The organism is Paenibacillus baimaensis (assembly GCF_025567575.1).
In genome coordinates this window covers 409,033-421,447 of record NZ_JAOQIO010000124.1, presented here as the reverse complement: position 1 = coordinate 421,447, position 12,415 = coordinate 409,033, and the positions used below count along the sequence as shown (strand labels likewise).

13 protein-coding genes are annotated in these 12,415 nt (G+C 43.8%); 11 read left to right on the top strand and 2 right to left on the bottom strand.

The genetic code is table 11. The features are described 5' to 3' along the window. The first annotated feature begins 46 nt into the window (after positions 1-46). Positions 47-460: a MerR family transcriptional regulator gene (locus OB236_RS38415; RefSeq protein WP_076228527.1), complete on the top strand. Its 414-nt coding sequence runs from the start codon at positions 47-49 to the stop codon at positions 458-460. Between the two features lie 77 nt (positions 461-537). After that, entirely contained in the window at positions 538-1,875 is a 1,338-nt protein-coding gene (gene glnA, locus OB236_RS38410) for a type I glutamate--ammonia ligase (protein ID WP_076228528.1), read from the top strand. A gap of 185 nt (positions 1,876-2,060) precedes the next feature. On the opposite strand, the gene lexA is transcribed toward glnA, so the two are convergent. Continuing rightward, positions 2,061-2,684, bottom strand: coding sequence for a transcriptional repressor LexA (gene lexA / locus OB236_RS38405; RefSeq protein WP_076228529.1), 624 nt, complete (start codon positions 2,682-2,684; stop codon positions 2,061-2,063). A 145-nt stretch (positions 2,685-2,829) separates the two neighbouring features. Here lexA and OB236_RS38400 point away from each other — a divergent pair, with 145 nt between their 5' ends. From OB236_RS38400 to OB236_RS38380, 5 genes are all read left to right on the top strand, one after another. Beyond that, positions 2,830-3,210 (top strand): LysM peptidoglycan-binding domain-containing protein, encoded by a 381-nt coding sequence (locus OB236_RS38400; RefSeq protein WP_262688742.1) that lies wholly within the window; start codon positions 2,830-2,832, stop codon positions 3,208-3,210. A gap of 154 nt (positions 3,211-3,364) precedes the next feature. Next, positions 3,365-3,577, top strand: a complete 213-nt coding sequence (locus OB236_RS38395) for a DUF896 domain-containing protein (protein WP_076228530.1) — start codon at positions 3,365-3,367, stop codon at positions 3,575-3,577. A gap of 18 nt (positions 3,578-3,595) precedes the next feature. Beyond that, a complete protein-coding gene (locus OB236_RS38390; RefSeq protein ID WP_262688741.1) occupies positions 3,596-4,585 on the top strand; it encodes an aldo/keto reductase in 990 nt (329 codons plus the stop codon). Positions 4,586-4,609: 24 nt separating this feature from the next. Continuing rightward, a complete protein-coding gene (locus OB236_RS38385) occupies positions 4,610-5,122 on the top strand; it encodes a hypothetical protein (RefSeq protein WP_083689023.1) in 513 nt (170 codons plus the stop codon). A gap of 15 nt (positions 5,123-5,137) precedes the next feature. Then, entirely contained in the window at positions 5,138-5,935 is a 798-nt protein-coding gene (locus OB236_RS38380; protein WP_262688740.1) for an HAD-IA family hydrolase, read from the top strand. A gap of 94 nt (positions 5,936-6,029) precedes the next feature. On the opposite strand, the gene OB236_RS38375 is transcribed toward OB236_RS38380, so the two are convergent. Continuing rightward, positions 6,030-6,572, bottom strand: a complete 543-nt coding sequence (locus OB236_RS38375) for a 1,2-dihydroxy-3-keto-5-methylthiopentene dioxygenase (RefSeq protein ID WP_317259421.1) — start codon at positions 6,570-6,572, stop codon at positions 6,030-6,032. Between the two features lie 233 nt (positions 6,573-6,805). Here OB236_RS38375 and metH point away from each other — a divergent pair, with 233 nt between their 5' ends. The 4 genes from metH to OB236_RS38355 all read left to right on the top strand — a co-directional run bounded on the left by metH (position 6,806) and on the right by OB236_RS38355 (position 12,396). Next, a complete protein-coding gene (gene metH, locus OB236_RS38370; protein ID WP_262688738.1) occupies positions 6,806-10,249 on the top strand; it encodes a methionine synthase in 3,444 nt (1,147 codons plus the stop codon). Between the two features lie 93 nt (positions 10,250-10,342). After that, entirely contained in the window at positions 10,343-11,290 is a 948-nt protein-coding gene (gene rnz, locus OB236_RS38365) for a ribonuclease Z (RefSeq protein WP_262688817.1), read from the top strand. A 73-nt stretch (positions 11,291-11,363) separates the two neighbouring features. Further along, a complete protein-coding gene (locus OB236_RS38360; RefSeq protein ID WP_262688737.1) occupies positions 11,364-11,717 on the top strand; it encodes a CidA/LrgA family protein in 354 nt (117 codons plus the stop codon). Continuing rightward, complete coding sequence (locus tag OB236_RS38355) at positions 11,704-12,396, top strand: LrgB family protein (protein WP_262688736.1); 693 nt, start codon at positions 11,704-11,706, stop codon at positions 12,394-12,396. The genes OB236_RS38360 and OB236_RS38355 overlap by 14 nt, the downstream gene beginning before the upstream one ends. Positions 12,397-12,415: the final 19 nt, after the last annotated feature.

Below are 12,415 nucleotides of genomic sequence, written 5' to 3'. Positions count from 1 at the left end.
AAGAGTAGAATGGGGGTAGGTTTTAAGTACACAGAGGTGATGAATCGTGGCTGATGATATACGTCGTAATATGGCGTTATTCCCCATTGGTATCGTAATGAAGTTGACAGATTTAACAGCTAGGCAAATCCGGTATTATGAACAACATGAGTTGATCATACCGGCCCGGACAGGCGGGAACCAGCGTCTCTATTCTTTTAATGATGTAGAGCGGTTGCTGGAAATTAAAGACTTGATTGAGAAAGGCGTGAATATCGCCGGAATTAAACAGGTGCTGCTGCCTATGTCCAAGGATTCAGAGGACGCAACTGTTCTTAATGAGCAATCGGAAGTTAAACGCAGAGAAATGACGGATTCACAGCTTCACCGCATGTTAAAGCAGCAGCTGCTTGGTGGAGGCAAACGTTTGGGGCAGGTATCTCTGATCCAAGGCGAGCTATCCAGATTTTTCAAAAAATAAGCGCTTTCCAATGATTCAAATGCGGACTTATCAAAAAAGACTGATAAAACTGCGCAACTTAAGGAGGAACATGTACAGTGACTGAAAAGAATTATAAAAAAGAGGACATCATCAAGATTGCCAAGGAACAAAATGTAAGATTTATTCGCTTGCAATTTACCGACTTGCTTGGAACGATCAAAAATGTGGAAATTCCTATTAGCCAGCTGGAAAAAGCATTAGACAACAAAATGATGTTTGATGGTTCTTCGATTGAAGGTTACGTTCGTATTGAAGAGTCTGATATGTATTTGTATCCTGATCTTAGCACTTGGGTTATTTTCCCATGGGTGGTTGAGGATCGCATTGCACGTTTAATCTGTGATATTTACTTGCCAGATGGCAGACCCTTCCCTGGAGACCCGCGTGGTATCCTGAAGAATGCTTTGAAGGAAGCCGAAGATATGGGCTTTACAGCAATGAATGTTGGACCTGAGCCTGAATTTTTCCTGTTCAAAACCGATGAAAATGGCAATCCTTCTATGGAATTGAATGATCAAGGCGGATATTTTGACTTGGCTCCTATGGATCTTGGAGAGAACTGCCGTCGTGAGATCGTATTGACTTTGGAGGAAATGGGCTTTGAAATCGAAGCTTCCCACCATGAAGTAGCGCCGGGTCAGCATGAGATTGATTTTAAATATGCAGATGCAATCAAAGCGGCTGACCAAATTCAAACGTTCAAGCTGGTTGTTAAAACGGTAGCGAGACAGCATGGCCTGCACGCAACTTTTATGCCAAAGCCATTGTTTGGTGTGAACGGATCGGGTATGCACGCTCACCAATCGTTATTTAATGGTTCCACGAACACGTTCTATGATGAAAGTGACAAGCTGGGTCTAAGTGCAACTGCAAGATATTATATGGCTGGCATTTTGCGTCATGCCCGTGCGTTTGCAGCAATTACCAACCCAACCGTTAACTCATACAAGCGTCTGGTTCCAGGCTATGAAGCTCCTTGTTATGTTGCTTGGTCTGCCAGCAATCGGAGTCCAATGATTCGTATTCCTGCATCCAGAGGACTGAGCACCCGTGTTGAGGTCCGTAATCCGGATCCAGCTGCTAATCCATATCTGGCGTTAGCTGTTATGCTGAAGGCTGGTCTCGACGGAATCAAGAACAAAATGCAGCTGCCTCCGCCAACGGATCGTAACATTTATGTAATGACCGAGGAAGAGCGTGAGGATCAAGGAATTCCAAGTCTGCCGGTTAACCTTAAGGTTGCGTTGGAAGAGATGCTGCGCGATGATGTCATTTGTGATGCGCTCGGTGATCACGCTCTGGCTCACTTCATTGAGCTTAAAGAAATCGAATGGGATATCTATCGCACTCAGGTTCATGCATGGGAACGCGAGCAGTATTTGACGCTTTACTAAAAATTAGTTCACCATATGAATTATTTCTTTTTTCTTTGAATAGACAAGAAGAAGCTCTCCCCATGTAGAAATTTTACTGCGGGAAAGCTTCTTTTTGTATGTGAGGAGGCGATTGCAGCTCATAGCAAAAAGCCGACTGTCAAGTAGCCTTGACGTCGACTTCAATAAGTGCTTGATTATAATGATTACACGATGTCTCGGAACAACCCTACGACTCTTCCTAAAATAGTAACAGTCTTTAAACGAATCGGTTCCATAGTAGAGTTCTCAGGCTGTAGACGTATATGATCTTTTTCCTTGTAGAACCGCTTGACTGTAGCTTCGTCATCTTCGGTCATTGCAACAACAATATCACCGTTATTGGCGGTTTGCTGCTGTCTGACGATAACATAATCCCCATCATTGATACCGGCATCAATCATACTGTTGCCCTCGATACTCAACATGAACACATTGTAATCGCCAACATAATGACTCGGAAGCGGGAAGTAATCCTCGATATTTTCCGTAGCAGTAATCGGAATACCAGCTGTAACGCGTCCAATCAATGGAACACGAACAACGGATAAGGCAAAGTTGCTGCCCTCTGTCAGGGTACCGTCCGTAATTTCAATAGCTCTTGGCTTGGTAGGATCACGCCGAATGAGTCCCTTTTTCTCCAAACGTTCCAGATGTCCGTGCACAGTAGAACTGGAGGCGAGGCCAACTGCTTCACCAATTTCACGAACGGAAGGTGGATACCCTTTATCTTTCACTTCATTCTTAATAAAATCCAGGATTGCCAATTGTCGAATGGATAGCTTACTCATTAGGATCACTCCAATGCTTGGTAATAACTAGTGAGAGTATAACATAGAACCGGAGTTCGTACAAACATAAGTTCTAATTTTTCGATTGACACAAACATTTGTTCGTGTTATTTTGAAAACAGAACAAATGTTTGGGGGCGCTGTTATGTATATGAATGAACAATTGTTATCGAAGAGAGAGTCTGTTTCCAGGGATGCTTCTGCCTTTCCGCTGCTTCTAGCTTCCATTATTCCTTATCGAAAAAAGCTCTTGAGATATGCAGGCTTGTTCGCAGCAGCGTCAATTATTATTTTAATCAGCTTGTCTGTTTCATTGCTTGGCGGAGATCTGGATGCTTATGCTTCATCGGATCACACACCTATTGAATATTCGGTAGAGATCGTTAATGGTGATACATTATGGTCCATTGCCAGCAAACATGTACATAAAGGACAGGATGTCCGTGAATATATTTATAACCTCAAGAAAGTGAATGGATTAAAGTCTAGCTTACTTCAAGAAGGGCAAACACTTAGACTTCCTTGAAGAGTAGACTTAATTTTGTATGTCGGAATTAACACTCTCACGCACACAATACATAGAAACACCTCCTTGACTCTTGACAATGGTAGGCCATAATGTCAAAGTATACTTTGATGCATTTATCAAGCATTTTTGTAGAAGATCGGGAGGATTTTACATGGATAATGGAACAGAGCCATATATTCAACGAATCAATGAATTGGCCCGTAAAGCCAAAACAGTAGGTCTGACAGACGATGAGCTGGAAGAACGCAATGAGCTTCGTAAACGCTATATAGAAGCTTTTAAAGGCAATCTTCGCAGTCAGTTGGAGACAATTAAATTTGTTGATGAGGAACAAGAGGATAGTGACACGAACCAGCACAAATAATTAGGGGTGAACCATTGCGTGCAATATCGAGTACTGGGCAAAAGCGGGGTTATGGTTTCTGAGCTTTGTTTGGGAACCATGACCTTTGGCAATACAACCAGCGAGGAAGACTCAACGACCATGATTCACGATTTTTTGGATCAAGGCGGGAATTTTCTTGATACTGCGGATGTGTATGTATCAGGACGTTCTGAGGAAGTCGTTGGCAAAGCGATCAGCGGTCGACGCTCAGATGTGATTCTGGCCACTAAAGTACGTTTTGCGACAGCAAATAATGTTAATCATGTCGGCTTATCACGCAAACATATTTTAGACGGGGTAGAAGCCAGCTTACGGCGTTTAAAAACCGATTATATCGATTTATATCAAATGCATGTCTGGGATCAAATTACACCGATTGAAGAAACATTACGTACGTTGGATGATTTGGTGACATCTGGAAAAGTCAGATACATCGGGTGCTCCAACTTTTTGGCGTATCAAATTATGAAATCCCTTGGGATCAGTGATCATAATCGATATGCCCGATTTATTTCCAATCAACCGCAATATAGTCTCGTGTCTCGTCAGATGGACAGAGAAGTGCTGCCTTTATGTATCGAAGAAAATGTAGGTATTATTCCATGGGGACCTATCGGCGGCGGTTTCCTAAGCGGTAAATACCCTCGTGGTGAAGCACCGACAGAAGGTAGGCTCTCGTCTAAAGCGGGTGAAAGCAGCTGGATGTTACGCAACTCGGAGAAAAACTTCCGTATACTTGAAGAAGTTCTTGCTGTTTCCTCTGAAATTGATCAAACACCTGTTCAGGTGGCTTTGAATTGGCTTATACATAAAAAGGGGATTACCGCCCCTATATTTGGTGCAAGGACATTGGAGCAGTACCATGAGAATATGGGAGCAGTTGGCTGGAAGCTCTCCACAGATCATTGGAACCGCTTGGATACTGTGAGTGCGCTTGAGGATGACTATCCATACCGATTTATAGAAAAATTTAAAAGAGAAGTGTAGCCGGTATATTAAAGGAGATTGCCTATGTCTCGCAAGTGGGAACGAATGGTCAAGAAGAATACGAAAGTAGTTAACAAAAGTAGGGCCAAGCATGGCAAGCCAACGATCAGCCAAACCGTATCATCAGACGATTCGGTTACTATTAAAGGGCGCAATTGGACGTTATCGTTATTTTTATTTTGCGTAGGTATTTTTTGTTTTATAGCTTTTCAGAACACGAATCAGGATGAATACTTGTACTGGCTAACAGGCGGAAGTTATATGCTGCTGAGCTTATTCATGTTTGGTGTCAGACGCCCGCAGCTTAAAATTGGCAAAGACTTTTTGGGAAGCCGTCGATTTACGGGAGACAAGAGAGTGCCCGCTTCGGATATTAAAGAAATCGCATTATCTTCGGATGCTGTCATCATTTCATTGAAGAGCAGCAAAATCAGATGGTCGTTTACACGTTTTTATCATAGAATGGATATTTCGGCGATGTCCGAGCGATTGAAGGAATTCGCCGCTAATCATGCAGTACCTTTGAAGGTGGAGTAGAAAGGGAGAGGCTCAATGGCTATTAAGGCAGTTTTATTTGATTTGGATGATACGTTATTATGGGATGATCGTAGTGTAAAAGAGGCCTTTCAGGCAACATGTTTAGCGGCAGCGGAGCAAGTCGAAGTTGACCCTATCGAACTCGAGCAGGCGGTAAGACAAGAGGCGCGGAAGCTATATGAGTCATACGACACATTTGCTTTTACCAAAATGATTGGAATCAACCCTTTTGAAGGGTTGTGGGCTAACTTTACAGAAGGTGATAATGAGAATTTCCGTAAACTGGAGCAGCTTGCACCTCAATATCGTACTGAATCATGGACCCTTGGTCTTAAAGCTTTAGGTATAGACGATGCAAAGCTTGGCTATGAGCTTGGGGAGAGATTCCCGATGGAACGTCGCAGTCGTCCTATTGTATATGAGGAAACGTTCGAGGTTCTGGATCAATTAAAAGGCAGCTATAAGCTGCTGCTCTTAACCAATGGTTCTCCGGATTTACAGAAGGAAAAGCTGGCTGGTGTTCCTGAGCTTGCTCCTTATTTTGACCATATTGTCATATCAGGGAATCACGGAGAGGGCAAACCTGCAACCTCAATATTCAATCATGCACTTGACCTGCTTCAGGTTACAGCTGATGAAGCAGTAATGATTGGCGATAAGCTCACAACCGATATTTTGGGATCTAACCGGATCAATATGCGTAACATGTGGATTAATCGACATGCGCTGCAAAGGGACGATGAAATCATACCTGCCTATGAGATTGTAAGTTTGCGAGATATTCAAGGTGTAATTGATTCCATAAGTTCATAAGTGTAAAAAAACTATTGAATGCAATAAAAACCCGCCAGCGCTGAGTAACAGGCTGACGGGTTTTGTTCATATTGTGTATATGGATAATACCTTTTTATGCTTTCTGAAAGGATTCGTCTGCATAAGGGTGGGCGATCCAGCCATCGGTTTCAATAAACAAACGAATAGCAACAATTTGGCGATTGTCCATTAAAGTGAAGAAGTGTGCCTTGTGCTCGGGAACAGAAATAACATCGCCTGCTTCCAATTCAACATCAAAATACCCAACATCCTCAGTGCCTTTTATAATAAAAATACCTTTTCCTGAAACAATAGCTCTTACTTCATCTTCGGTGTGGGTGTGAACCTGCTCAAATTTAGTAAGAAGTTCTTCGATATTAGGTGTAGCCTCGGACAAAGCAATAACATCCCATGTTTTGTAACCGCGTCTAGCCGCAATTTCCTGAATTTCTTCGTCAAATGTCGACAGAATTTGCGCTTTATTCTCATCGGTCAAAGTGAATTTCTCTTGTAAATCAGCAGGAAGCTTGCCTGCATTCCAGTGCTCATAAAGTACCTCTTGTTTTTCCAAAAATGCCTGAACGTTACTTTCTCCAGAGATGCGTTCATTAGTATTGCGAATACGGATTTCAGCCACGGTCATCCCTCTTTCTATACACTTAATAAGTTTCTAACCTATATTATAATAGAATTCCAGGCTGCTGTCGATCTGTTTCATTGATAATTCCGATATGAATAATAAGAAAATGTGCATTGTTTGAACTTTATTTGATCTCTGTCGAATTGTGTCCGCATTATCTTTTCATGATGACAGGTTTCTGGTACACTAAAGGTTACAATTGGACGGTTGCCGTTGAAAGGAAGATTAGCATGGGCAAAATACCTTTGCAAGAACAGCTTAAGAAGAAAATTATGATTTTGGACGGTGCAATGGGCACAATGATCCAACAGGAAAACTTAACCGAGGAAGATTTTGGTAGTGAAGACCTGGATGGATGTAATGAAATTTTGGTAGTTACACGTCCTGATGTCATTTCAAAAATACATGAGGCTTATTTTGCAGCGGGCGCAGATATTATCGAAACGAATACTTTTGGATCGACAAGTGTCGTTCTTGCTGAATATGATTTACAGGATCGAGCTAGAGAGTTGAATCTGATAGCAGCCAGGTTAGCAGTTGAGGCAGCGAATAAATTCAGCACACCGGAGTGGCCGCGTTATGTTGCAGGTGCTTTGGGACCAACAACCAAAACACTTTCCGTAACCGGAGGCGTCACCTTTGACGAACTCGTTGACAGCTACTACGAGCAATCTGTAGCACTGATCGAAGCTGGCGTAGACGCAATGCTTCTTGAGACCTCTCAGGATACGTTGAATGTTAAAGCGGGTAGTATTGGCATTCGTCGTGCTTTTGAGACCACTGGCATTACACTCCCATTAATGATTTCCGGAACGATTGAGCCAATGGGCACAACGCTAGCGGGTCAAAATATTGAATCCTTTTATATTTCCCTGGAGCACTTAAATCCGATTTCTATTGGTCTTAACTGTGCAACGGGTCCGGAGTTTATGCGTGATCATATCCGTTCCTTGTCTGAGCTCGCGACTACGGCTGTCAGCTGTTATCCAAATGCCGGATTGCCGGACGAGAATGGGCAATATCATGAGTCTCCTGAATCTCTTGCCAAAAAAATGGCTGGATTTGCCGAACAAGGCTGGCTAAATATTGCTGGCGGCTGCTGTGGAACGACTCCTGATCATATTCGTGCGATGGCTGAGACTTTATCCCAGTATAAACCTCGGGAGCATGCAGCTTCTCACTTATCGGCAGTTTCGGGTATCGAAACCGTCTATATTGAAGATGCGAACCGTCCTTACATGGTTGGGGAACGTACAAATATTTCAGGGTCCCGTAAGTTCAAACGATTGATGAAAGAAGGCAAGTTTGAAGAAGGCGCAGAAATAGCGCGTGCACAAGTGAAGAATGGTGCTTATGTCATTGATATCAACGTACAGGATACCGATATTGATGAAGTGTATGCGATGGAAAACTTTTTGAAAGAGGTTGTCAAAAAGGTTAAAGTTCCATTGATGATCGACTCGACCTATGATCATATTATTGAGCTCGGTTTGAAATATTCACAAGGCAAGGCGATTATTAACTCCATTAACCTGGAAGATGGCGAGAGCAAGTTTGAAGCTATTTTGCCGTTAATCCATCGATATGGCGCAGCTGTTGTTATGATTCTCATCGATGAGCGCGGACAAGCTGTATCACGGCAAGCCAAAATGGAAGTTGCTGAACGTTCCTATGAGCTGTTAACCAAAAAGTATGGGATGAATCCGGAAGATATTATTTTTGATCCGAATATGTTCCCGGTAGGCTCAGGCGATCCGCAGTATATTGGATCTGCTGTTGAGACCATCGAAGGTATTCGGATGATCAAAGAAAAATATCCTGAATGTAAAACCATTCTTGGTCTTAGTAACATTTCCTTTGGTCTTCCGCCTGCTGGGCGGGAGGTTCTGAATTCGGTGTACTTGTATCACTGTACCAAGGCCGGACTGGACTTTGCCATCGTCAATACAGAAAACCTGGAGCGTTACGCATCCATAGGTGATCATGAGAAAGAGCTTGCTGAGAAGCTGATCTTTGAAACTAATGATGATACACTTGCCCAATTTGTTGCTCACTTCCGTGAGAAAAAGGTCGATAAGAAAGAGAAAATCTCTAATCTTACGCTTGAAGAACGATTGGCGTCCTATGTGGTTGAAGGTACGAAAGAAGGCCTTGCAGCCGATTTGAACGAAGCCATGAATACGTATGCGCCGCTGGATATTATTAATGGACCTTTAATGACAGGAATGGCAGAGGTAGGCAGATTGTTTAATAACAATGAGCTGATTGTTGCCGAGGTGCTGCAAAGCGCGGAAGTCATGAAAGCATCCGTATCCCATCTCGAGCCGTTTATGGAAAAAGCGGACAGTGCCGTTAAAGGAACGATCATGCTGGCTACAGTTAAAGGCGATGTTCACGATATCGGTAAAAACTTGGTCGAAATCATTTTATCCAACAACGGCTACAAAATTATTAACCTGGGTATTAAGGTTCCGCCAGATCAAATTATTGAAGCATTCCGCAGAGAAAAGCCTGATGCTATTGGTTTGTCAGGTCTACTTGTTAAATCTGCACAGCAGATGGTTATAACCGCTCAGGATTTGAAAAATGCAGGTATCGATGTACCTATTCTGGTAGGTGGTGCCGCATTGACAAGAAAATTCACGAAAACACGTATCGCACCGGAATATGAAGGTGTTGTTCTATATGCAAAAGATGCTATGGATGGTCTGGACATTGCGAACAAGCTGAGCGACCCACTCCAGAAGCAGCAATTAATTGATGAATTACGTGAAGCGATGGAATCCGATGTTAAGGAGTCCGGTAAGAAAACAGAAGCAATGCCAGTCTTGACTCGGGTGTTGAAATCTACGATTGATCGTACTTTACCGGTGCAGGTACCTCCAAGTCTGGAGAGACGTGTTATTCGTGATTATCCTATGAGTCACGTGATGCCTTATATTAATATGCAGATGCTGCTCGGACATCATCTCGGCTTGAAAGGAAAAGTCGATAAGCTTCTAGCTGATAAAGATCCGAAGGCGGTTCAACTCAAGGAAACCGTAGACGGGATTTTGGCGGAAGCTCAAAAAGAAGGCATTATCCGTGCGCATGGTATGTATCAGTTTTTCCCGGCACAGTCATCGGGTGACGATATTTTCATTTATGACAAGGATGATCTGACCAAGGTACTGCAAAAGTTCTCCTTCCCAAGACAACAGACGGAACCTTTTTTCTGTCTTGCTGATTACCTGAAATCGACAGACAGCGGCGAAATGGACTATATTGGCTTTATGGTCGTTACAGCTGGTCACGGCATAAGTGAGAAGGCACAAGAGTGGAGAGAAAAAGGCGACTACTTACGATCGCATGCTCTTCAATCCACTGCACTTGAAACTGCGGAGGCGCTGGCTGAACGTGTGCACCAAATGATGCGCGATGTTTGGGGATTCCCGGATCCGGCTGGCATGACAATGGGTGAGATGTTTGGTGCCAAGTATCGCGGCCAACGCTTCTCCTTTGGTTATCCCGCCTGCCCGAATCTGGATGATCAGGAGCAGCTGTTCGCATTGTTGAAGCCGGAGGATATCGGTATTGAGTTGACCGAAGGCAGTATGATGGAGCCGGAAGCTTCGGTATCAGCCATTGTATTCTCACATCCGGAAGCACGCTATTTTAACGTGGATAAGGTCTAGGATATACTAGCGAAGGAGTGGGGTCATAGGGGCTCGACTCCTTCACTATATGTAGAGGGATACAGCACGACATAGGAAATGGAGAAGATGAGCTTGGAAATATACTTTCTCGGTACAGGAGCAGGTATGCCTTCGAAGGAACGAAATGTGTCTTCGATCATTCTGAATCTGTTGGCGGAAAACAACAGCTATTGGATGTTCGATTGCGGAGAAGGGACGCAGCAACAGATTCTGCGTTCACCCATTCGGACGAGCAAGCTGGAGAAGCTGTTCATAACTCATTTGCATGGGGATCATTTGTATGGTCTGCCAGGACTTCTAACGAGCCGTTCTTATCAAGGTGGCGATGACACGCTTACTGTTTACGGTCCTGAGGGTACGGAGTTATTTATCCGCACTGCTTTGGCTGTAAGTCAGGCTCATTTAACCTACGAGCTTAAGATTGTTGAGTTCGGACCCGTGGATCAGCAGCTGTTGTTTGAAGATAAGCAATTTGAGGTGTACATCGCTCCACTTGTCCATCGGGTTCAGAGCTATGGCTACCGGATCGTAGAGAAACCACAAAAAGGCAGCCTGCAAGCGGATAAGCTGAAGGAGCTTGGAATCAATTCAGGACCCTTGTTCGGTAAAATCAAGCAGGGAATGGATATAACCTTGGAGAATGGCACAATACTTAGGGCAAAGGATTATATCGGACCTGATGTTCAGGGAAGAATCGTGACCATTCTGGGTGACACACAGCCCTGCCAATACTCATTGGAGCTTGCTCGTGATGCGGATGTACTGGTTCACGAGGCAACCTTTGCGGAGAGTAAGAAGCATCTGGCTGTTGCCTACGATCATTCGACAGCTGTGGATGCCGCTCGTACAGCGCGAGATGCTGGCGCACATGCTTTGATTTTAACGCACATTAGCTCACGTTATCAGAAGGAAGAGGCTGCCCTTTTGAGTGGGGAGGCCCAACAAATATTTGACGAAGTTTATTTGGCGCGTGACCATTGGAGCTATGAGGTGCCGCGGGTTAAACCGAGCCAGAAGTAGCTTTTGATAAATTGTAAAGTAAACTGTTTGTTGGTTTCCAATATGCTATAGCTGCCTTTCGGAGGGATACTAATTGTTAGGGTTTTCTATATTAATTGGATATTATGTACTGGGATGGGTGATTCAAACCGGATTACAGGTTCCCATCCCGGCTAATGTGATAGGGCTCATATTGTTTACATTGAGCCTTTTTTTTAAGATCATCAAACTTGAATGGGTGGAAGAAGCAGGGGAATTTTTAATCAAGCATATGCTATTATTTTTTATACCTTTTGTTGTCGGAACGATGGTTTTCTTTCCGTATATCGGAGCCAATGCGGTTCAATTGCTAGTAAGTTTATTTGTAAGCACGATTGGAGTTCTTATGATTACAGGCTGGAGTGTCAAGCTCCTGAAGGGAAAGGAGAAAAGCAATGAGTCTCCATGACTTTCTGCAGCAGCCTATGTTCGGATTAGCACTATCAGTTATTGCTTACGCGATAGCTCTCCGATTAAATCAACAATGGAAATGGCTTCACCCGCTGTTTATCAGCTCAGGTCTTATTATAGGATTCATGCTGTGTGCACATATTCCATATGAATCGTACCGTCTTGGTGGTGATTTCCTGGTTTTGCTGCTTGGACCTGCAACGGTTGCTTTGGGTATTCCGATCTATAAAAATGCTAGACGCATCCGTTCCAGTCTTGTTGCCATCATGAGTGGAATCACAATAGGTTCCATTGCTGCTCTACTGCTGTCAGGTGTTCTGGTATGGAGTCTTGGTGGTACGGCAGAGCTTATGGTGACCATGATGCCGAAGTCAGTAACGTCACCGATAGCACTCGAAATCTCGCGTAAGGCGGGAGGTATTCCCGAGCTAACGGCTGTACTGACGGTACTGACCGGACTGTTCGGAAGTATGTTTGGACGAAGTCTGCTGCGGCTGGTTGGTGTTCGTGACGACATATCCATAGGGGTGGCTATGGGTACCTCGTCCCACGGAATCGGAACTGCGAGGGTTATAAGAGATTCCGAGCTTCAAGGCAGTATTAGTGGATTTTCAATGGGAGCAGCTGCCATCATAACTTCGCTATTATTTATTCCTCTATATAGTTGGCTGCATTAGCATTTATCTGAAGAACCTC

Coding starts and splice junctions, on each gene's coding strand:
- OB236_RS38385 (WP_083689023.1), top strand. CDS start 4,610: ATGTCTCGCAAGTGGGAACGAATGGTCAAGAAGAATACGAAAGTAGTT.
- lexA (WP_076228529.1), bottom strand. CDS start 2,684: ATGAGTAAGCTATCCATTCGACAATTGGCAATCCTGGATTTTATTAAG.
- OB236_RS38355 (WP_262688736.1), top strand. CDS start 11,704: ATGAGTCTCCATGACTTTCTGCAGCAGCCTATGTTCGGATTAGCACTA.
- OB236_RS38380 (WP_262688740.1), top strand. CDS start 5,138: ATGGCTATTAAGGCAGTTTTATTTGATTTGGATGATACGTTATTATGG.
- metH (WP_262688738.1), top strand. CDS start 6,806: ATGGGCAAAATACCTTTGCAAGAACAGCTTAAGAAGAAAATTATGATT.
- OB236_RS38400 (WP_262688742.1), top strand. CDS start 2,830: ATGTATATGAATGAACAATTGTTATCGAAGAGAGAGTCTGTTTCCAGG.
- OB236_RS38395 (WP_076228530.1), top strand. CDS start 3,365: ATGGATAATGGAACAGAGCCATATATTCAACGAATCAATGAATTGGCC.